We start from the raw sequence: 21,840 nt of genomic DNA, 5'->3' as shown, positions 1-21,840 counted from the left end.
TATGCTTCCGATAAAATCTAATTCCGGCCGATCATTATCAACCAAACTGTTGATTTTGATTGTATTGTTCATTTTCTTTGCCGAATTTGTCGTGCTTGTCCCGTCTATCGCAAAGCAGCGACACGACTGGTTTTCCATGCGTATCGAGGAAGCTTATCTAGCCAGCCTTGCCCTAGAAGGCCCCCGCAAGGAACCGCTTGATGAAGATACGCTGAGGCAACTCTTTTCAACTGCTAACATTTTAGGTGTAACCATCAACAACGACGACATGCGCATGTTAATTTTGGCGCCTGAAATCAATCCTCACGGATCTCCGGACATCAAACAGGTATTTTTGGAAGAGCAAGGCCCCTTGTCTCTCATTAAGAATGCATGGGCAACCATGTTTTCACGTGGCGATCGGTTAATTCAAGCGACTGGCGCGCCAAGGTTCGCCTCTGATCAGAAAGTGAACATCATTGTTTCTCAGCGCGCGCTTCGTAATGACATGCATGCCTATGCAGCAAATATTCTGGGTCTCTCACTTATTATTTCCACATTAACGGCAGGGCTCGTTTATTGGGCGCTCAACCGGATCATTGTCAGGCCAGTTAAAAACCTGACTGCGAATATTACGGCTTTCGAGGCAGACCCTGAAAGCCACGGAGGGATCCTACAACCTAGCGACAGGAAGGATGAGCTTGGCGCCGCCGAAAAGAGCCTTGCAGCTATGGAGACTAGCGTACTCAACCTTCTCAACGAACGCCGGAGGCTAGCCGCGCTAGGCGCAGGTATTTCAAAAATCAGTCACGACTTACGGAACATTCTCGCTTCTGCGCAGTTGATGTCGGACAGACTGTCCAAATCAGACGATCCCAGCGTGCGCAAATTAACGCCGCGCCTGCTTTCGGCGCTTGACCGCGCGATAACACTCAGTCGCGACACGCTGACTTTTGGGAGGATGGAGCCCAGCGCTCTAGATAAATCGAATTTTTCTCTGAGTGCTCTAGTTGACGAAGTCCTTGATGATACGGCGGCCATCGGCATCGCCGCCAAAAACACTATTTCGGACGAGTTGATGATCGTTGCAGATCGTACACAGCTTTATAGGTCTTTATTCAACATTGCCCGCAACTCCATAGAAGCGATGCAACCTGAACCGCCAAACGATACATCAACCAACAGTGAAGAAATCGTCGGCGAACTCTCTTTTACAGCGAAAGCCCAAGAGGGATTCATCCAGATTATTATCAGCGACACAGGTCCCGGCCTTCCAGAACATGCCCTGCAAGTGTTGTTTGAACCCTTTAAGGGCTCGCGCAAACCCGGCGGTTCGGGCCTGGGATTAGCAATTGCATCGGAAGTTATCCGTGCACACGGCGGCGCGTTGAAGCTTAAAAAAAGCGACAATAACGGTGCGTCGTTTTCTATATCACTACCGTTGTCTTCAGCTTAATTCTTATTCTTTCTCAACGACGCCTGTAAGCCATACGCCTTCCCGACGAGGGTCGGCGCCGCCCTCAAATGCGTCATTGGGCATTACTTTGAATGCGTGAACGCCACTGTTTAAGCCGCGAACCTCGACCGGATGGCCTTTCTGTTTCAGACCCTCAACAATTTGCGCGTCGAAGCCGCCTTCCTCGAGTAGAGGAGCCCCCCTTGGGTATACGGCATTCGGATATTCAATTGCCGCTTGTGGGCTCATTCCCCAATCAATCATTGCGATCAGAGTTTTTACAACATATCCAATAATTGCAGGGCCGCCTGGCGAGCCTATCGCTGACCAGACGTCGCCCTCGCCATCAAAGACAATCACTGGCGTCATTGAACTGCGCGGACGTTTGCCTGGAGCCACGGCATTCGCAACCGGCCTGCCATCTCGTTCTGGAAGAAATGAAAAGTCAGTTAGCTGATTATTAAGCACCATACCTGCCGCCATGAGATGGCTGCCAAACGCGAATTCAACAGTCGTTGTCATGGACACAACCCGCCCGTAACCGTCAACAATGACAAAATGACTGGTGGAAGGCGGCTCAGGTGAGGCATCGGCCCCATAGCGTTTCCAGGCGCCAGCATTCTCCTCGTTATCGTAAGCGGCAGGGTTGCCCGCTCCAACGCGCTCAGCAGCGTAACCAGGGTCGATCAGCGCAGCTCGCGCTTCAAGGTACGGCGGATTTAACAAACCTGCGATGACAGCTTCTGGCGACAACCCTTCCCCCGAAAGCATATCGTTATCGGCAAGAAATTGATTACGGTCCGCATAGGCGAGCCGACTTGCTTCAAAAAGTAGATGCAACGATTCAATTGATCCTGGACCAGCGGCTGAGAGGTCAAATTTTTCCAGCAACGTAAGTATTTGAAGTGCTGTAACCCCGCCAGAACTTGGGGGCGCCATCGAACAGATTTGATATACACGGTATCCACTGCATACGGGATCTAGCTTTACCGCTCTATAGCCTTGCAGATCTTCAAGCGTCATGCCCCCAGGATTGGGAGCGTCATTTACCGCTTCGACAATTGCTGCGGCGATCTCACCACTATAAAATGCCTCCGCTCCATCTGCTGCAATTGCATTGAGCGTTTTTGCATAGGCTGGGTTCTTTAAAACATGACCGACCGGCCAAGGCGAGCTGGTATCGTCATAAAAATACTCAGCCGCCGCAGGTAACTGTTTGAGCCTGGGGATGCGAGATAAAAGGCCATTCAGTCTCGGCGAAACCTCAAAACCATCCTCGGCGAGTTTAGCAGCAGGCAAAATCGTTTCCGCCCACGGCAGCTTGCCATGTTCTTGGTGCGCCATCTCCAGCATCCGCACCACGCCTGGCACGCCCACAGAAAGTCCGCCAACCACGGCATCATAAAAATTCATCGGCTCGCCAGCTTCGGTGAGGAACCTTTCAGGCGTTGCAGAAGTAGGCGCTACTTCTCGACCATTATAAGTTTCGAGACTTTGCGTTGCAGGATCGTAATGCAGCATGAATGCGCCGCCACCAAAACCGGAGGACTGAGGCTCAACAAGCCCAAGTACAGCTTGAGTCGCAATCGCCGCATCCACGGCCGAACCACCGCGTCTTAAAATGTCGGCGCCAGCTTCAGCAGCATAAGGATTAGCAGCGGCGATGAACCAGTGATTTTTCGAATTCCCCGCTGGAGTTTCTGCGGTTTCAGTATTTGATGACGACACATCACTTGAAGCGCTGTCCTCGGCGACATCCCGCCCGCAAGAGACGCTAAGCGTTGCAATGGTAACAAGCCAAATTGCCCGACAACTAAACATGCCCATAACCAAATTGCTCCTCGCGCTGATCCACCGTGACATAGGAGCATACGCAAGACCGATTAGCCTTTCGACCCTGTTTCAGGCAAAAATGGCTCTGCTTGTTGGTTATGGCGCACCCGTGAGGATTCGAACCTCAGACCCCCAGATTCGTAGTCTGGTGCTCTATCCAGCTGAGCTACGGGTGCTAATCGGCCACTCTCGACGCGAGGCGCGGGTTTAACCTCATGCAGACTGAAATTGCAAGCGACTAAAGCAAGAGTAATTGAACTGTCGCCGTCCCTAACGCCGATGCATTTGTGCGAAAATAAGATTTCAAGGCGCAGACGCCCCGGCATTGATGGGACGCATAAATTTGAACTCAGCACATGACGTCGCGGTGTGTCTGTTCGAGTTTAGTGGACCAGTTGCCGCATCGACTTTTTTGTTAGACAATCGAATTATAGAAAATGAACAGTTTCCTCCAAATATCCTTATCATATATTATATTTATCTATTATGAGATATAATCTTGTAATTTTTCTCTTCGTGATAGCAATAAATTATCACTGCCATAGGCGGCGCGGTTGACAGCGTGCTTAGATATTCTAAGTAATAGCCATGCCTAATGAACTCGCATCTGAACCCTCCGGGCATGCCTTAGCAGATCTGGGCGCGGCTAAAGAAGCACAAACGCAATTTCGCCACCCGGTTAAGTCCGATGGTCAGCGGGTTTGGCGGTTGGTGCGCGATTGCGCCCCGCTTGATGAAAATTCAATGTACTGCAATTTGCTGCTATGTTCACACTTTGCACAGACCTGCATAGCAGCAGAGCGCAACGAAGAACTTGTCGGGTGGATTTCCGCCTATCGTCCTCCTGAAGATAAGGAGACGATTTTTGTGTGGCAGGTTGCCGTTTCTAGCGCTGCAAGAGGCGAAGGGCTCGGCAAGAAGCTTCTTTCAGAGTTGTTGGCCTGTGAAGGCGCTTTCGGAGCAAAATATCTGAAAACAACAATTACGAAAGATAACGCTGCTTCATGGCGGCTGTTTTCTTCTCTCGCAAAATCCCGGTTGGCTCCGATGCGTGATGAGCCTTGGTTTGACAAGAATGAAGACTTCGGCGGCCAACACGATACAGAGCATTTGGTCACCATCGGCCCGCTCTAACAATAACTGCTTCTTAGCAACTTAGGAAAAAATAATGGCTTTTGAGAAAAGCGAAAAGCAAAATGTATTTGAACGTCGCGAGTCTGATGTACGTAGCTATGCTCGGAATTTTCCAGTCAAGTTCGTATCATCATCCGGTGCCACGGTTAGGGATGAAAGCGGCAAGGAATATATAGATTTTCTTGCTGGCTGCTCTTCCCTAAATTACGGGCACAATCACCCTGTGCTTAAAAAGGCGCTTATCGAATACATGGAACGCGATGGGGTTACCCACAGTCTTGATATGGAGACTGACGCTAAAGAAGCATTCTTGCTAGAGTTTGAGCAAACAATTCTCAAACCGCGAAGTCTTGACTATGTCGTTCAATTTCCGGGGCCTACAGGCGCCAACGCTGTCGAGGCGGCGTTAAAACTTGCAAGAAAAGTCACGGGCCGCGAAAACATTATCAGTTTTACAAACGGCTTTCATGGCGTAACGCTTGGCGCATTGGCCGCTACAGGCAATGGACATCACCGGGGCGGCGCCGGTGTCGCGCTAGGCGGCGTTACACGCATGCCTTACGATAATTACTTTGGCGACGGCTCGGACTCGGCTGCTCAACTGGATCGTGTTCTGTCAGACTCATCAAGCGGCGTAGACGCGCCTGCTGCGATCATCGTTGAAACAGTACAAGGTGAAGGTGGCTTGAATGTCGCAAGCTTCAGCTGGCTCAAAAAGGTTCAATCCATCGCACGCAAGCACGGCGCTCTTTTCATCGTCGATGATATTCAGGCAGGCATAGGACGCACGGGTACATTCTTCAGCTTTGAACCTGCAGAACTCAACCCGGACATCGTGACTTTGGCGAAATCTATTTCCGGCTTTGGCCTTCCAATGGCGCTGACACTAATCAAACGCGATCTCGATATCTGGAAGCCAGGCGAACATAACGGCACGTTCCGTGGCAACTGCCACGCCTTTATCACTGCGAAAGCAGCTCTTGAAACTTATTGGCGCGATAAGAAATTCGAGCAGGAAATTTCTGAGAAGGCCGCTATTCTTGAAAACGCCTTATCCAACATAAAAGACGAAAACAGTTCGCTCGTCGTTGGACTGAAAGGCAGAGGCATGATGCGCGGCATAGACGTGAAGTCAGGCGACATTGCTGCTGAAATTGTAACGGAAGCTTTCGAACATGGCCTGATCATCGAAACCAGCGGCACCGATGATGAAATCGTAAAATGCCTGACGCCTTTGACAATCAGCAATGACGACTTGGAAAAAGGCCTCAACATTCTAACCCAGGCCGTAAGAACGGTGGCAAAGAAACATACACAACAAGCAGCCTAGCGGGATAATCATGATTGTAAGAAACTATCATCAAGAAAAAAATACTGATCGCCGTGTGGATTCCGACGGGTGGAGCAGTGTCCGCCTCTTGCTGAAGGATGATGGAATGGGTTTTTCATTTCATATCACAACCATCCACAAGGGTGCCGAACTGAAAATGCATTATCAGAACCATCTTGAATCTGTGTATTGCGTTTCTGGCAAAGGCAGCATTGAAGATCTGGATGAAGGCTCGACACATGAAATCGCGCCAGGTGTTGTCTATGCGCTCGATAAACATGACCGGCATATACTTAGAGCTGAGGAAGAAATGATTATGGCCTGCGTATTTTCACCCCCAGTTACTGGCAAGGAAGTACATAACAAAGATGGCGCTTATCCGCTCATTGAGGAAGCAAGCTAAAACGCAGCGCGCCCGAAGGATATTATGACAAAAACAACTGAACAAAATAAACATACCGTCGAGAAGATTGGCGGCACTTCTATTTCCAACACCGATGCAGTTCTGAAGAACATTTTTCTCAAGGGCGGCAAAGGTTCTTTCTATAACAGGGTTTTTGTCGTGTCGGCTTACGCGGGCGTCACCAATTTGCTCATCGAAGATAAGAAAACGGGCAATCCGGGCGTATTTTCATTATTTTCCAGCACGGAATCGGACTGGACGTGGGGTGACGCCCTTACTGCGGTCGGCGTGCGGATGCGAGAAATCAATGCAAGTATTTTTGACGACAACGCCGACCGGGCCGCTGCAGATAATTTTGTAAGAGAACGTATTGAAGGCGTTCGAAGCTGCCTGCTTGATATTCAACGGCTTTGCTCTTTCGGTCACTTCAGAGTGGACGACCATCTCTCGACAGTAAAAGAGATGTTGTCCGCTTTGGGGGAAGCGCAAAGCGCACACAATACGGCTTTGTTATTACGCCAACACGGCGTCAATGCGTCATTCATCGACTTAACTGGCTGGCGCACCGAAGAATCACCAACCCTTGATGAGCGGTTGAATACAGCTCTGGCGCAAGTAGATTTGGAAAAAGAACTGCCCATTCTGACTGGTTACGCACATTGCCGTGAAGGCATGATGCAAATTTATGGACGCGGATATACAGAAGCAACCTTTTCGCGCGTTGCAGTTCTGACGAACGCCGCAGAAGCAATCATTCACAAAGAATTTCACCTTTCAAGCGCAGACCCTAATCTTGTTGGCGAAAACAAGGTAAGAAAAATTGGCAAAACCAATTATGATGTCGCTGACCAGCTCTCGAATATGGGCATGGAAGCGATACATCCACGCGCTGCGAAAGGTCTACGGCAGGCAGACATCCCATTGCGTGTCAAAAACACATTTGACCCTGACGATCCTGGCACAGTCATTAGTGGCGATTACATTTCTGATGTTCCCGGCGCCGAAATCATCACGGGTCGAAAAAGCGTTCTCGCGCTTGAGTTTTTTGAACAAGACATGGTTGGCGTAAAAGGATATGACACAGCCATCCTTTCTGCGCTTGAAAGACACCGCGTTTCGATTGTTTCCAAGTCGTCAAACGCGAACAGTATTACACACTATCTTTACGGTTCCCTCAAAGCTGCAAGGCGTGTGAGCGCCGATCTTGAAGAGAAGTTTCCGTCAGCATCCATCACCGTTCGGAAAGTTGCGGTTCTCTCAGTTATTGGCAGCGACCTTAATCGGTCCGGGCTAACGTCGACCGCAGTTTCTGCATTAGCAAAGGAAGGCATTGAACTTCTAGGCATGCAACAACCCATGCGCCACGTCGATATTCAATTCGTAATTGATGCCGAAGACTACGACAAAGGCGTTGCTGTTCTCCACCGAGTATTAGTGGAAAACACAGACGACACGGCAAAGCGGCAGGAAGCAGCTTAAATAACGGGCTCAAAAGTAATGCGCGCGGGTAACTTAGAGAGGTTCTTATGCAGCTTACTGAAATTCAGATTGATGCTGTCGAAAAAAAGACAGACCTAACTGCTATAAAACAAGAGCACGCTGCAATCAGTAAGTTGGAAGAGGCTTTTGGCTCGCATACTTATTTCATGAATGAAGATGGCCTGTTTGTCTTCATGCAGGCCGAAGAAAAGGACAATACCGCTCACCTACTCGCGTTCGCCATGTGGGATGAGGAGGACAAAAATAAGTTGCTTCAACTCGCTGAGCCCATCAGCGCTGGCGTGAGCCTCAACCTCGAACAAGCCCATGTAATTGATAATCGGGATCAGCCCACAACCATCCACTAAAATAACGAATTGTCATCGGGCAATTTAAAATACCAAGCACTCTGCAAAAGGAATACCGATGATTGTCGTCAGTTTTCTAGGGTTCCTTTTTCTATTTTTAGCGGTTGGCCTAGCATCAGCTTTTCGCGCAAAAAAATCACGTACAGACTATTACCTTGCAGGGAACGAAGTGTCTCCTTGGCTGGCCGGGCTCTCCGCAGTCGCCACCAACAATTCTGGTTACATGTTTATCGGGGTAATTGGCTATACCTATGCGACAGGCCTGGCGGCAATCTGGCTCATGATCGGTTGGATATTAGGCGATTTTCTTGCGTCAGGGTTCATTCATCAACGCCTTCGCGAGGCAACTGCGCGAACAAAAGAGGCTTCTTTCGCCGCTGTTTTGGCACGCTGGAATAATGAAGAATTCGCTATTTGGCGGCGTATTGCAGCGATTATCATGGTTGTATTTCTTGGCGCTTACGCCGCCGCGCAGATCAGCGCGGGAGGCAAGGCGCTGCAGGGCGTGCTCGATTGGAACCCAAAGGCTGGCGCAGTGGTCGTCGCTGCAATGATACTCGCTTACAGCGCCGCAGGCGGCATCCGCGCTTCAATCTGGACCGATGCGGTTCAGTCTTTGGTGATGCTGGGCGCGATGTCTGTCTTGTTCGTGGTCGGCGTAATGGGTTTGGGCGGCTTGGGGGCGACTATTCAATCCATGTCCGAAGTACCTGAATTCCTGAACTGGTTTCCTGCTGATCTTGCCTTTCCCGGCATTACAGGCATGGCGCTGTTTGTAATCGGTTGGATGTTTGCAGGCCTATCAGTCATCGGGCAACCGCACGTCATGGTCAGGTTCATGTCGCTGGACAAGCCTTCCAACATGACCCGAGCTCGCGCATGGTATTATGGATACTTCACTCTGTTTTACGCGCTTGCGACGGGCGTTGGAATGCTGTCCCGCCTTTACCTCCCAGAACTTGGCGATCTCGACCCTGAGCTTGCTTTGCCTACTATGGCGCGTGAATTGCTGCCTAGTGTCTTCGTCGGCATGATTCTCGCCGGCATTTTCGCCGCAACCATGTCTACCGCAGATTCGCTAGTTCTCAGTTGCTCTGCAGCGATCACACACGACTTGATGCCAGAGCGTCAGGAGAAAACCTGGAAACTGAAACTGGCGACAGCCTTTGTGACGGCGCTGGCACTTGTGATCGCGATCACCGAAACGCGCAGCGTGTTCAATCTTGTCATCCTCGCTTGGTCTACGCTTGCTTCAGCCTTTGCGCCACTGCTCATTATATACGCCATGCGGCGCCGAATATCCGAGAATGGCGCCATCATGGCGCTTGCCGTTGGTATCGCGACCGCCCTCACCTGGCGTTATTTTGACCTTCACAATGACGTCTACGAAGGCATGCCAGGGATACTGGCAGGGCTTGCTGTTGCGCTCATTACATCGACGACGAGCAATAAACCTGGAAGAGTAAACATTTCTAGTAGGTAAGTTGGCTGATGGCCGCCTTTTTGAGAATGGTGCCAGGGGCGGAATGGGAAAACAGTACTATCTAATTGATTTAATCATTATTTTCCAATTCAAAAAATATTGATACCCCCAATCATACCCCCACTCACAAACCGCTATGCTTGATTGAAACACCAGCTGAGTAAGAATTTTATATTACTTCGATTTATCGTGCTCTTCAAATTTCATCTTTAGTTTTAAAACCTCATCAACTTCCTGATATTTCACGATCCGCTTGAACATCTGCGTTTGCTGCAGTCCGAACCTACCCCTCCCATAACCAAAAACCATAGCAAATATCGCTGCAAACGCCCCAAGCAGTGCAATCCAAATAAGAAAATCAGCATCTCCAATATCAAAGCTTAGATATAAACTTCCATTTTTCTGCAGGTGATCGATACCCATCAATACCCATGCCGCGCAAAAGACGCCGCTTACGATCCCATTGATTTTTGAAACTGAGAAAGTTTTTCGTGAATTCACTGTCTTGTAAAGAGGGCCAACAAACTGATCTTCCAGTAGATCGAGATGTTTTTCCCAATGCCTTTGCCAAGTTTTGCTTCCCAAATTTGTGAAGAGCCACGCAAAGGAAAGCACTAAGCCGATACAAATTACTACGAGTCCAAAAAATTGATTTTCTGCCCCGGCGCGAACCAAGAATATATACCCCGCAAATGCACTCGCAATAAATGCCCAAAAATAGGTTGCACGCTTCCAATACATTTCAATTTCAAATTTTCGCGTATCGAGTACCATCTCAAACGCACGCAACCGCTGTTCGTCCGACAATTTTTGAAATCGTTCTTCGTACTCTCTCTCAGTTAGAGGAATCAATCCTGAATAATCGTCTTTTCGAAAGAAAAATCTTTGTACCTTCTTTGCAATTTTCGGAATACACTTTAATGCGGTCCGTACCCATTCAAACATCACACATCCCCCATGTCGTCGTCGAATTTCCGCACCAGTGCGAGAATTTTCTCGGTCACACGCTCGACAATTTTTTTGCGTTGCAAGACCTTCGGTTTTTCGACAAGCGCTTCGACGACCGTATCGCGTAACGGCTCTCTGTTGGTAAAGTGATAGGCCTCGATAATGTCTTCGAGCTTGTCGCGGTGAAGCCCTTCTTCAGCGCAAAGCGCCTCAAGAGAATCCATCCGTTCCGTTGACCAATAGTCCTTGAAGGCTTGCCGAACATCCTCGCCCGGCTTCACTTTCGGCATGAATTCAGCGATGAACCGCTCGATCAATTCTTTCTTGCTGCGCAGCTGCGCTTCGGAGCCTAAAAGATCGCTGATCGCTTTGCGCTTCTCCTCCGCGTCCGATTTGCCTTTGGTGTCTTTTTTCTGGCTTGTGGCGTGCAAATCAGCCAGCAGCTCCAGAATGTAGGCGACGTTGATTTCGTCGCGTTGGATCAGCTCCAGCTCAAAATCAATGTCGTTGATGATCGAGGATTTTTCGCCCTCCTCACCCTGACGCGTCTTGTCGTATATATCGAGATACTTGCTCTTGTAGTCTTCGAACGCCTGCTCATCGATGTCGAGATCGTCAAAGGTGAAGTCTGAAAATCCGCCAAGAATATTCTTCAGCCTGATCAGATTCCGAAAAGCCTTAACAAAGGCGAGTTCTTCTTTTTCACTCGGTAGCTCGTTGACGCTATCCACGGTCGGCGCAATCGAGAGCAAAAGCGTCAACGCTTCGTTGAACTGATCGACATAATCGCCATAGGGCTCCATCAGAATGATTTCGCGCGCTTCCGGATTTGAAAAGAGCGCAATCGCTTGATCGGTCTTGTCCTTCAGGTTTCGGAAACAGACGATATTCCCGTGCGATTTTAATTCGCCCAGCGTCCGGTTCGTTCGCGAAAACGCCTGAATCAGCCCATGATATTTGAGGTTCTTATCAACATAAAGCGTGTTGACCTTCTTGGCGTCAAAGCCCGTCAAATACATGTTGACGACGAGGAGAATATCGACGCGGTCTTTATCGTTGAACCCGTCTTTTTCCCGCTCCTTGATGCGCTTCGCGATGTCTTTGTAATAGGTATAAAACGCCTTTGAATCTTTCGCCGAATGCCTGACGCCGTACATGGCGTTATAGTCTTCGATGAAGTCGTTGAGCTTGTCACGTGAATGCTTATTGACCAGCTCATCCGTGCGGATGTCGAAATCCGGTTCGGCGATGTTCCCATCCGCATCGGCGTCGTCTTCATTGGCGGCGTAGGTGAAAATCGTCACCACGCGTAAATTGTGTTTGCCTGTTTCTTTCTTGGCTTTGAATGTCTCGTAATATTTGATCAGCCCATCGACGCTGCCGACGCAGAACATCGCCGTGAAATCCCGGCTGTGCGTTTTGCGGTCATGGTTGGCGATGATCCAATCGACAACGCCTTCAATCCGGTCGTCGCTTTCGAAAAACTCTTTGGTGTCGATCCCGGCGACTTCCTCATCGATCAGCTTGCCATTGCGGCGTTTCAGCTTGCCCCAATATTCAACCGAAAATTTCAGGACATTTTCATCGCTGATCGCGTTCGTAATGACGTATTTATGAAGGCAGTCGTCGAATAGGTCTTTCGTCGTTCGTTTGCCATGAATATTCCGCACGGCGTTGTCCGCAAAAATCGGCGTGCCGGTAAACCCGAACATCTGCGCGCGATTGAAAAAGTTCTTGATACGCTTGTGCGTCTCGCCGAATTGCGAGCGGTGACATTCATCGAAAATGAAAATCACGCGCTTGTCAGCGAGCGGCACCATTCGGTCCTGGTAGCGCCTGTTGTGGATTGCAGTATTGAGTTTCTGGATTGTCGTGACGATTAGTTTGGTTTCGTCTGTGAGTTGGTCAACGAGCTTTTTCGTATTGTCTGTACCGTCAACGCTGCCTTCAGAAAAGTAGTTGAACTCGCGCGTTGTCTGGTAATCGAGGTCGGCGCGATCAACGCAGAAAACAACCTTCTCGACACTCGGCAGATCATCGAGAATTTGCGCCGCCTTAAAACTCGTCAGCGTCTTGCCGGAGCCGGTCGTGTGCCAGATATAGCCGTTCTTTTCGGTGTTCTTGACGCGGTCGATCAGCGCTTCCACTGCGTAGTACTGATACGGCCGCAACACCATCAGCACCTTATCGGATTCATGCAGCACGGTGTATTTGCAGATCATCTTGGAGAGGTGACACTTCTCCAGAAACGCCTCGGCGAATTCATGGAGCTGCGTGATCAGGTTATTGTCGCGATCCGCCCAAAAGAATGTCTGTTTGAACGTTTGACGCCGGTTGTTGGCGTAGTATTTCGTATTGACGCCGTTTGAAATAACAAAAATCTGGACATAGTTGAAAAGTGCATTCCCCGCCCAATAGGAGTGCCGCTGATAGCGATTGACCTGATTGAATGCTTCCTTCAGCTCCAGCCCGCGCCGCTTTAATTCGATTTGGACGAGCGGCAGGCCGTTGACGAGCAATGTTACGTCATAACGATTCTTGTAGGCGCCCTCGACGCTGATCTGCTGCGTTACCTGATACTCATTACGGCACCAGTGCTCCATATTGAGAAATTCAAGGTAAAGGCTGGAGCCGTCATCGCGGTTCAGGTGAAACTTGTCCCGCAAGGTTTTTGCGCGCTTAAAAACGTTACCCTTGTCGAGATAATTGAGGACACGCTCGAATTCCGTATCGGAGAGCGTGACCTTGTTGTGTTTTTCGATCTGGGTTTTGAGATTGGCGATCAAGTCATTCTCGTCGCGAATCGTTACCCGATCATAGCCGAGCGTTTCCAGTTGCTCGACGAGATTGTCTTCAAGAACCTGTTCAGGTTGTGTGGTCATTCTTCGTCTGATTCTTCTATCTCTGACTTGTAATTCCGAAGTCGCTCTTCGTAAGTGACTGGCTCTTGATCATACAGAGCGCGGCTATAGCAAATATCCAAACCCTCTGCGTGCTCTCCGAGCGCAATTGAAATTTCGTCGTCCAGATAGGCGTTGAAGTTTTTCTGCTCTTCGTATTCGATTGGTTTTTGCTCCGAAAGATCAATATTGCAAAAAATATTCAGCATATAGAAGACCGAGTTTTCAGTCATGCGAAGGATAAACTCTGAAAAGCCCGAGCTACTTACATCGGTTTTGGGAGCAGATCTTCCATGGGAAATATCTCCGCGGCGATTTCTTATCAGGTTCATTTCTTGAACTAGGCTTGCAAATTGTGACGTAAAACCGATTTCAACCGACTCGTCGTAACGTGATAAGTCGTCAAACGTTCGTTCGACTAATTGCTTAGGTTTCATACCTTCGACGACTTTCTCGTCGAACGCATTATCAAGCGATTTTAAAATTGTCTTGCATACGCCTTCAATAAGGCTTTTGCAGGTTTCTATCGTAATGTCTGGGTGCTCACGCAAGTTTTCTTCAGCGGTTTCAATAAGCTTGTGGTAGTATGCGAGGTGAGGATATTCATCCGCATAATCGTCTATCAAATCTTTAATACTTTGCATGATACCGTCATTCTAAACAAACATCTGCTGCAACAGGCCTTTTTTGAAGGATTCCATGGCGGCGATTTGGTCTGCGACGGCCTCGATTTTGGCGTCGATGGTGGAGAGGAAATCAGCGATTTTTTGTTGTTCATCATTGCTGGGTGGGACGAGAACGTTGACGCCATGAATGGCTGATGCGCTCAAGCTCGGCACTCCAGTTGCCTCATTGAATCTGAGCCAATTTACTGCCTTGACAACAAGGTACACGAAATATGGTACGTACCCTCGGGAAATATTTGAATAAAAAAGTGTATCCACCGTCCAGAAAGGCGAAGTCACGAAACGTGGCTGGTCAATAGTTCCTTTTCTTCCAATCAGTACTGATGGACCGTCATGAAGCGATTGGTTAACATGGCGGATTATTCCACCCGTGCCCAGAACTGGAATGTCTCCTTTCGGTAATTCCTTATGGTCTTTTCCATACTGGACAGTGAGTAGGTTTGCTAACTTCTTCTCCTCCCAATCCGGGAACGAAGAGCCGTCGTCGCGCGTGAAACGGATTTCTTGAGAGAATATTTGTTGCATAACGCCGCGCTTGTAGTCGGCGAGGAGGTCGCGCTTTTTGCGCAAGGCTCGCAACTTGTCATCCACCGCCCCCAAGAAAGACGCAATTTTCTTTTGTTCAGGAAGCTCCGGCACAAAGGGTGCCAACTCTCCGAGTGACTCTTGGTTGATATTTGTGTTTGCGCTTGATGTGGCGAGACTAAGGATTTTTTTACGAACGGTTTCTGAATTGAACACATAGCCGCTAAACTTTGCATCCAAAGTGGCAGGCTTTGGTCGGTACCTTATGATGAATCCACTGAACACAATACCGCTTTTGTCAGTCATTACCACGCAGGCCTGTCCAACGCCCTTTCTTTTTACGCTACTACGCACAAACAGCACATCGCCGTATTCGATATTGTATGTATGCAAATCTTTTGAGGAAGTTTTAACGAGCCCGAGATTGCTCACAGTGTCTAAAAATTCAATCCCAAAAATATCCATCAAATTGATAAAAGGCGTACCCGTACCATAATCACCTTTTTCCGCGTTGTGGCCGTTTTTTAGCTCGCCAAACGACTTGAGAGGTCGCGCACTCCACTCTTCATCAAACTCTGGAAACCGGAGTTTCGGAATGCGCTTTTCTATCGCCTTGGCCGCCATTAGACCGGCGCCTCGATGCCGAGTTCCTGGCAAAATTTGCGGATCGCCTCGTCGGCTTCCGCCATGTTCTCTTCGAGATCTTTCAGCTCCCGAACAACGGCTTGAAGATCGACCGGTTCTTCTTCCTCAAACGTATCTACATATCGCGGGATATTGAGGTTGAAATCGTTTTCTTCGATTTCCGAAAGCGGCGCCACATAAGAGAGTTTTTCCTTTGGCTCACGCACACGATATGTGTCGATGATGCTCTTAATATCTTTCTTGCGGAGATGATTCTGGTTTTTCTGCTTTTCAAAATGCGCGCTGGCATCGATGAACAGAATATCGTCTGGATGCTCGCGGCATTTCTTGAAGACGAGAACGCAGGTTGGGATCGATGTACCGTAGAAAATGTTTGCGGGCAGCCCGATGACCGCGTCGAGCCAGTTGCGATCTTCGATCAGAAAGCGCCTGATATGCCCTTCCGCCCCGCCGCGAAAAAGGACGCCATGCGGCAACACCACCGCCATCTGGCCGTTATCGTCGAGATGGTAAAGCATGTGCTGGACAAAGGCGAAATCCGCCTTTGATGACGGCGCGAGGCGGCCATATTGGGAAAAGCGGTCGTCGCTTTCGAATATCTTGTTGGCGCTCCACTTCGCCGAAAAGGGCGGATTAGCGACCACCGCTTCAAATCGCTCTTCCAGGTGTTGCGGGTGTTCGAGCGTGTCTTCCTGACGCAAATCAAACTTGCGGTAGTGCACGTCATGCAAAATCATGTTCATCCGCGCGAGGTTGTAGGTCGTGCGGTTCATCTCCTGCCCGTAATAGGCGGAGACTTCCTTCACTTCCTTCGAAACGCGCAAGAGCAGCGAACCGGAACCGCAGGTCGGATCATAAACCGATTTCAGCTTCGTCTTGCCGGTGGTGACGAGCTTCGCAAGAATGGTTGAGACCGATTGCGGCGTGTAAAATTCGCCCGCCTTCTTTCCGGCGCCAGCGGCGAATTTGCCGATCAGATATTCATAAGCGTCGCCGAGAACGTCGGAATCGACTTTATCGAGTTCGAAATCGATCTTGTTCAACTCGACCAAAATTTTGACGATTAGCTCGTTCTTCGCTTTTTCTGTGCGGCCGAGCTTTGTCGAGGTGAGATCGAGGTCTTCAAAAAGCGCGATGAAATCGTCTTCACTTTCCGTGCCCATCGTCGAGCGTTCAATATTATTAAGGATGCGCGTCAGGTCGTCGAGTATGAAATTCGATGCGCCTTCTTCTTCCTTCGCTGCGCCGCGTTTTGCGACTTCGCTGAATAGCTCGGACGGCTTCAGGAAATATCCTAGCTGGAGAACGGCGTCTTCCTTGATCGCCTCTAGATACTCGTTGCCTTCGTCGCTTTTCTCATCGATAGAAAGGAAATCGACTCCGTCCTCAGAGAGGATCGCGTTCGCATAGAGATACAGCTTTTCGGAGAGGTATTTGTAGAAGATGAAGCCGAGAATGTAGTCGCGGAACTCGTCGGCGTGCATCTTGCCGCGCAAGGCGTCGGCGATATTCCACAGGTACGATTCCAGCTTTCGCTTTTGTTCTTCGGTCATTTCGCCCCTAGTCTGCTCTCGGTATGCGATTCGAACTGTTTAGCGCGATCCGCAGCACGACGCACGCGGTTCAATAGCGAGCGGCCAGCTTCTTGAGTTCCTTGATAACGTCTTGATCATCGCCCCGTCGATCCCCTTCGCCAATGCTCGCGAGTACCTGCAACTGCTCGTCTTCGCTCATTTTCGCGTAATTGGTGGCGGTGGTCATGATTTCCTCATGACCGAGATTTTGGCTCCAGGCTTTCAGCTGGGCGATGGTGAGGTTTTTCTCAAAAGCGAGCCGCCCGAGCGTATGGCGGAAGCTGTGCGGGCTGGCGTAGGGAAGTCCGACTGATTCGAAAGCTTTGCGAAATACCTTCCGAATTGATGCGGTATTGCGCCAGGGCGCGCGGTCCAGCGCCACATACTCGAATCTGCCGTCCCTATCGAGCGAGCGCTTGGTCTTGGGAAAAAGCGGATCGTCAGGGCCAAAACCGAGATCATCGCGCAGCTCCGCAACCCATTCGGCGACAAACTGCTCTGCATCCCCGCCAATGGGATAGAACCCCGCCTTGATGGTTTTACGAAACTTCGTGTTGACCTCGGCGCCGTCCTGAAAAACCACGCGCTTTTCCATATCGATATGTTTGAGCCGCAGCGACGCGGCGGCGCCGTCTCGCGGCGACACCAGGATCGTCAGGGCGATCAGCGCACGATTGCGACGCTCGACAATCGTCGAGGTCGGCATGCCATGGATGACCTTGTGAATTTGCGCGAGGGTGGGGATGAACTGGCGCCGGGTTGAACGTGCAATCCGCTCATCATGCAGGCTCGGCGTGAAATACGCAGCGTCGCTGAATTTGATTCGGGATTTATATCCCGGCTGCTCGGCGAGCCATGTGAAGAAATCGCGCAGCGCCTTCAGCGTTGTCGAGATCGTCGATTTGCTCAGGAGCTTTCCGGTCTTCGGGTTTGTTTCTTCTTCGAATCGCTCCCGAAACGCCACCGCCTGCTGAATATGGAATTTCTTCAGCGACTTGTGCCCATTCATGGCAATGAAGCGGTCAATCGAGGCCGCGGCTGTCAAAATGGTTGCTTCGCTGTATCCTCTTGCGCGCTGTAGATGCTGGATGTAGCGGCGCTTGATGCGTTCGTTTTCGGGATTGCGTTTTGGCATGATGAATTAGTCCTAGTTAAAGTATCAAAATAAGAGGCGTTGTGCGCTACCGCTTAGTGTCGGCGCCTCTATCGCAAATTGATACGTGAATGCTGGGCATGGTTTGTCCGATACGGTCCAATCCGCAGGCGCGAAACATGGGACTTTCGCAAACGCTGCAAAGCGCGGTGAGTGATCCGGCCGCTTTGCTATTGAAAACGTAGTCAACCATGCCGAGCGCAGGCGCCCGCGGGCGACGGCATTTCATGCAGAACATTTCGCCAGGGCAGCAAGACCGTTTTCGCGAATTGAGCCGTTGCTGATACCACCGCTTGAAATCTTCACCGACGATTAGCTGTGGTCGTTGATCTTCGATGACCGGCAGCAGGCCGTCTCGAATCCAGTTTCGTACTGTTGAACGGCATACGCCGACCGCTTTCGCCAGCTCAGCCACTTCGTAGTTGAGATGCGCATGAACGGACCGCCATTTGATGCGGCGCACCATCGATTAAGACGCCCCGGTTTCGTAAAGTGCCCGGATGTCCTCGGCGCGCCAGACCGTCGTGCGCGGCCCGAGCTTTTGCGGCTGAGGAAACCGGCCCTCCTTGACGCCTGCCCACCAGGTGGACTTAGAGACCGGAATAGGTCCGCGCGGCGCCAGGATTTGATTAAGCCGGACAAATCCTGTTTCGGGGAAGTTGATTGTATTCGACACGTTATAACTCCGTCTATTTGAAAACGGAGACGGTCTAATATGTCCGTGAATGTTTGGGGGCGAATTCCGCTACAGACTGCATGAATTCAACGGTGGTTATCGTAATTCCGATAACTCTCAAGCTTTGGGCAGTAATTCCGCCCCTTCCCGCAGCCATTTCAAAATCGTGTTACGGTCGAGGGGAACACCATGCGCGCGCAAATCCGTTTCTATGTGTTTAGTGGCTGCGTTACGGGAAGAATCGGGAGTATATCCATATTGCTCAACCGCCATGCCGATCACGAGCTTGAGCAGGCTGTCCCGTTCTTTTGGTTTTAATTCACCTTGCAAATCTGCAGGCGGCTTCGCCTTAGCATTCTCTGGCGATTTCGGTTTATCGTCATTGTCGGGCTTTTCCAGCCGCGCTACGCCGCGCAGCCATTTCGGTCCGTCAAGGCCCTCTTCCAAATTGCCTGCCTCATCCAGAAAGCCAATTTTTTCATAACCCCAAATGGGCAACGGTCCGCAAATTGTGGTGACCGCTTCTTCGATTAGATTATTGACCTCGAGATGCTTGAGTTTCGCCCACGCGATAAATTCAGTTGGTCTAATTTGCTCTTCCTTGAACTGATCCGACCTTTGAAGGATGTCGTAGAGATACAGCCAATCGTTAAGCTTATCGCTCGAAGAAAGAGCGCAATATCGCTCTAAAGCCATATCCAGTTTGCTTAGTTGCAAAAGGCTACCGAGGCCGGTGTTTAACGATGAAGTGGACTGTTTCTTATTGTAATGAGAATCGTATCGGGAATAGTATTCTGGGCTAAGGCCAAGAATGAGCAACATGGCTTCCCAAAGCCGCCAGTAATCGTGCCGTGCCCAATGCAAGGCGCTTTTACGAGTTAAAAACTGATTGTCAGTGTTGTTAAGCCAAGGGGAAGGCGCTGGCTCTGGCGCATCGTCGTTTACGAATTCAGAAAAAGCATTTTTGGTCGTCATCGTCGCAAGTCCGCTTCGTTGCGTACGACCGCCACCTCCCTTCGCTTCGGACCACTACCGGAACGCTTTGCCCCTAGCCGTACAATTACGGATAAAATAGCGCCAAAACGGATGATTCGCCGAGCGTTGGGGAAAACCAGTCAAAAAATTCAAGTTCGGCGTTGCGCTCACCTTTGGCCGGAATTGCACAGATTCATTAGTTTTTCAGCCCACCATTCCGCCATCGTAACCCGCTCATCCCAGAATTCGCTGCGGGCATAGGCGGCGCGGACAGCATTACCCTCCACATGAGCAAGCGCGCGTTCGATTGCGTCGGGATTCCAAAGGCCAGATTCGTTTGCCAAAGTGGAAAAGGTCGCGCGAAACCCGTGCGCCGTCATTTCTTCCTTTGCGAAACCCATGCGCCGCAAGGCAGCCGTAAAAGTAGCGTCGCTCACCGGCCTTTTTACTGAGCGCAGCGACGGAAGAATTAAATCGCCAGAGCCCGTCAGCGCATTTAATTCTTTGAGCTTCGCCACCGCGGCTTTCGGAAGCGGCACGCGGTGAGGGCGCCGCGTTTTCGCCCGTTCGGCCGGGATTGTCCAAACGGCTTTACTGAAATCGAATTCGTTCCACCGCGCCTGTCTTAGTTCTCCGGGGCGCGGATATAGTAGAGCAAGTAGCTGCAACCCTATCCGTGTAGACGCTTGCCCTTCATACGCATCGATCGCACGCAATAATCCACCGAGCTTTTCCGGGTCAGTAATTGCAGCGCGGGGCTTTTGCGGTGGCTGCGTCAGAGCGCCGTTCAATGCTGGCGTCGGGTCCGCATCAATCCAGCCGCACGAAATCCCGTAGCGCAGAACTGAACCGACGATGATTTTCATGCGTCGCGCGGTTTCATACGTCCCACGCGCTTCAATTTTCCGTAGCGCCTTTAAGATCACCGGCGCCTTAATCTCGACTACGGGCATTTCGCCGAATTCATCGCAAGCCATGCCAAGCAACCATCGGTTCTTCTTGAGGGTCGATTCCGCCCGACCTTCCCGCTCCTGTTTTTGAAGGAAATCATCGACCAGCCGTTGAAAGGTCCTCTCTCGAGTCTGCAACTCTCTTTCGCGCGCTTCGCGGCGTTGTTCGGCCGGGTCCAACCCTTCGGCGATCAGTTCCCGCGCTTCCTCGCGCGCCTTCCGCGCTTTGACGAGACTGACATCGGGATACGGCCCGAATGAAATCAGCTTTTCCTTTCCGAGATGCCGGTACTTGAGCCGCCAGAGTTTCGAGCCGTTTGGATTGATAATGAGGTGCAGTCCGCCGCCATCGAAGAGCTTGTAGGCCTTGGGCTGCGGGGCGGCGTTCTTGATTGCGAGCGCTGTAAGCATTTTGGGGGTATCGCCTCCTCACCTGAATCGTCGATACCCCCGAATATACCCCCAAATACCCCCAATTATAAGAGACCTTGTCGGACGCCCTTGGACGCTGAACCGCAATAATACACTGTTTTTATTTGGTTATTGGACGTTTTTGGATGTTGAAAATTTTGAGAATGGTGCCCAGGGGCGGATTTGAACCACCGACACGCGGATTTTCAGTCCGCTGCTCTACCAACTGAGCTACCTGGGCCCTTTGAGGCGATTTAGACGGGCCCGGGTTCGGCCTCGCTCTTGCCCCCTGCAGACGTTTTGTCCGAAGAGGAGCGCGGCTTATAGGCCAGAAAACCGGGCCTTGTCCATGGGGCGAAGGGGGAAAAACCGTCCACTTTGCAGATGGCGCTCACCTGGATTATTGAAGTCAAAACATCAGGTTCATTATGCCAGCCGCATCCAGCACCAAAAAGAAATCAATCGCTAAGAAGCCAGCAACGCGCAAGATGACCATGCTTGGGACGGCGGCGAAACCGGCGGCCTCGCCGGATGAGGCTTTGCTGGAAACGGCGCCCAACCCTCACGCCGGGTCAGCCTACCTTGTGCGGTTCACCGCCCCTGAGTTCACAAGCCTTTGCCCGGTCACGGGACAGCCCGACTTCGCCCATCTGGTGATCGACTATGTACCATCAAAACTAATTGTCGAATCAAAGTCGCTAAAACTATTTCTGACCTCGTTCCGCAATCACGGCGCCTTTCACGAAGACTGCACGCTGTTGGTTGCGAAGAAGGTCATCGACGCTGTCAAACCAAAATGGTTGCGCATCGGCGGGTATTGGTATCCGCGTGGCGGGATGCCTATTGACGTTTTTTATCAAACAGGTGAGCCGCCCAGGGGATTATGGGTTCCGGAAACAGGCGTTCCGCCATACCGGGGAAGAGGATAGCGC

19 protein-coding genes and 2 tRNA genes are annotated in these 21,840 nt (G+C 50.5%); 8 read left to right on the top strand and 13 right to left on the bottom strand.

All coding sequences use genetic code 11. The annotated features are described in order from the left end of the window. Position 1: 1 nt before the first annotated feature. The gene (locus tag PUV54_RS09940) at positions 2–1,435 is read left to right on the top strand and encodes a sensor histidine kinase (RefSeq protein ID WP_274492075.1); all 1,434 of its coding nucleotides are present in this window, start codon (positions 2–4) and stop codon (positions 1,433–1,435) included. A gap of 3 nt (positions 1,436–1,438) precedes the next feature. Here the strand turns inward: PUV54_RS09940 and ggt are convergent, their stop codons facing one another. After that, on the bottom strand, positions 1,439–3,262 hold the full coding sequence (gene ggt, locus PUV54_RS09935) for a gamma-glutamyltransferase (protein WP_274492074.1): 1,824 nt from the start codon (positions 3,260–3,262) through the stop codon (positions 1,439–1,441). Between the two features lie 105 nt (positions 3,263–3,367). Next, a tRNA-Arg gene (locus PUV54_RS09930) sits at positions 3,368–3,444 on the bottom strand. Positions 3,445–3,856: 412 nt separating this feature from the next. Here PUV54_RS09930 and ectA point away from each other — a divergent pair. From ectA to PUV54_RS09900, 6 genes are read left to right on the top strand one after another with little or no spacing between them, the layout of a single operon-like run. Next, positions 3,857–4,402 (top strand): diaminobutyrate acetyltransferase, encoded by a 546-nt coding sequence (ectA, locus tag PUV54_RS09925; protein ID WP_274492073.1) that lies wholly within the window; start codon positions 3,857–3,859, stop codon positions 4,400–4,402. A 34-nt stretch (positions 4,403–4,436) separates the two neighbouring features. Then, positions 4,437–5,732: a diaminobutyrate--2-oxoglutarate transaminase gene (gene ectB / locus PUV54_RS09920; RefSeq protein WP_274492072.1), complete on the top strand. Its 1,296-nt coding sequence runs from the start codon at positions 4,437–4,439 to the stop codon at positions 5,730–5,732. A 10-nt stretch (positions 5,733–5,742) separates the two neighbouring features. Beyond that, complete coding sequence (locus PUV54_RS09915) at positions 5,743–6,135, top strand: ectoine synthase (protein WP_274492071.1); 393 nt, start codon at positions 5,743–5,745, stop codon at positions 6,133–6,135. A 24-nt stretch (positions 6,136–6,159) separates the two neighbouring features. Continuing rightward, the gene (locus tag PUV54_RS09910) at positions 6,160–7,614 is read left to right on the top strand and encodes an aspartate kinase (RefSeq protein WP_274492070.1); all 1,455 of its coding nucleotides are present in this window, start codon (positions 6,160–6,162) and stop codon (positions 7,612–7,614) included. A gap of 47 nt (positions 7,615–7,661) precedes the next feature. Then, positions 7,662–7,982, top strand: a complete 321-nt coding sequence (locus PUV54_RS09905) for a hypothetical protein (protein WP_274492069.1) — start codon at positions 7,662–7,664, stop codon at positions 7,980–7,982. 58 nt (positions 7,983–8,040) lie between these two features. After that, positions 8,041–9,465 carry a sodium/proline symporter gene (locus tag PUV54_RS09900; RefSeq protein ID WP_274492068.1) on the top strand — a complete coding sequence of 475 codons (1,425 nt, stop codon included), beginning with the start codon at positions 8,041–8,043 and terminating at the stop codon, positions 9,463–9,465. 174 nt (positions 9,466–9,639) lie between these two features. Here the strand turns inward: PUV54_RS09900 and PUV54_RS09895 are convergent, their stop codons facing one another. From PUV54_RS09895 to PUV54_RS09845, 11 genes are all read right to left on the bottom strand, one after another. Next, positions 9,640–10,410 carry a RipA family octameric membrane protein gene (locus PUV54_RS09895; RefSeq protein WP_274492067.1) on the bottom strand — a complete coding sequence of 257 codons (771 nt, stop codon included), beginning with the start codon at positions 10,408–10,410 and terminating at the stop codon, positions 9,640–9,642. Beyond that, positions 10,410–13,295, bottom strand: coding sequence for a type I restriction endonuclease subunit R (locus PUV54_RS09890; protein WP_274492065.1), 2,886 nt, complete (start codon positions 13,293–13,295; stop codon positions 10,410–10,412). The genes PUV54_RS09895 and PUV54_RS09890 overlap by 1 nt, the downstream gene beginning before the upstream one ends. Further along, positions 13,292–13,957, bottom strand: coding sequence for a hypothetical protein (locus PUV54_RS09885; protein WP_274492064.1), 666 nt, complete (start codon positions 13,955–13,957; stop codon positions 13,292–13,294). The genes PUV54_RS09890 and PUV54_RS09885 overlap by 4 nt, the downstream gene beginning before the upstream one ends. A 12-nt stretch (positions 13,958–13,969) precedes the next feature. Then, positions 13,970–15,148, bottom strand: a complete 1,179-nt coding sequence (locus PUV54_RS09880; RefSeq protein WP_274492063.1) for a restriction endonuclease subunit S — start codon at positions 15,146–15,148, stop codon at positions 13,970–13,972. Continuing rightward, positions 15,148–16,722, bottom strand: a complete 1,575-nt coding sequence (locus PUV54_RS09875; RefSeq protein WP_274492062.1) for a type I restriction-modification system subunit M — start codon at positions 16,720–16,722, stop codon at positions 15,148–15,150. Before PUV54_RS09875 ends, PUV54_RS09880 begins: the two co-directional genes overlap by 1 nt. Before the next feature lie 70 nt (positions 16,723–16,792). Further along, positions 16,793–17,878: a tyrosine-type recombinase/integrase gene (locus PUV54_RS09870; protein WP_274492061.1), complete on the bottom strand. Its 1,086-nt coding sequence runs from the start codon at positions 17,876–17,878 to the stop codon at positions 16,793–16,795. Positions 17,879–17,924: 46 nt separating this feature from the next. Further along, complete coding sequence (locus PUV54_RS09865; RefSeq protein WP_274492060.1) at positions 17,925–18,362, bottom strand: helix-turn-helix domain-containing protein; 438 nt, start codon at positions 18,360–18,362, stop codon at positions 17,925–17,927. 3 nt (positions 18,363–18,365) lie between these two features. Next, a complete protein-coding gene (locus PUV54_RS09860; protein ID WP_274492059.1) occupies positions 18,366–18,572 on the bottom strand; it encodes a helix-turn-helix transcriptional regulator in 207 nt (68 codons plus the stop codon). A gap of 117 nt (positions 18,573–18,689) precedes the next feature. Beyond that, positions 18,690–19,547 (bottom strand): hypothetical protein, encoded by an 858-nt coding sequence (locus tag PUV54_RS09855; RefSeq protein ID WP_274492058.1) that lies wholly within the window; start codon positions 19,545–19,547, stop codon positions 18,690–18,692. Positions 19,548–19,714: 167 nt separating this feature from the next. Beyond that, positions 19,715–20,908, bottom strand: a complete 1,194-nt coding sequence (locus tag PUV54_RS09850) for a tyrosine-type recombinase/integrase (protein ID WP_274492057.1) — start codon at positions 20,906–20,908, stop codon at positions 19,715–19,717. Positions 20,909–21,073: 165 nt separating this feature from the next. After that, a tRNA-Phe gene (locus PUV54_RS09845) sits at positions 21,074–21,149 on the bottom strand. Between the two features lie 247 nt (positions 21,150–21,396). Between PUV54_RS09845 and queF the strand changes: the two genes are divergently transcribed. Next, positions 21,397–21,837 carry a preQ(1) synthase gene (gene queF / locus PUV54_RS09840; RefSeq protein WP_420797955.1) on the top strand — a complete coding sequence of 147 codons (441 nt, stop codon included), beginning with the start codon at positions 21,397–21,399 and terminating at the stop codon, positions 21,835–21,837. Positions 21,838–21,840 lie beyond the last annotated feature (3 nt).

Origin of the sequence: Hyphococcus flavus (assembly GCF_028748065.1) — a bacterium.
Classification (GTDB): domain Bacteria; phylum Pseudomonadota; class Alphaproteobacteria; order Caulobacterales; family Parvularculaceae; genus Hyphococcus; species Hyphococcus flavus.
The sequence above is the reverse complement of the archived record's forward strand: the minus strand, read 5'-3'. Positions and strand labels throughout refer to the sequence as shown.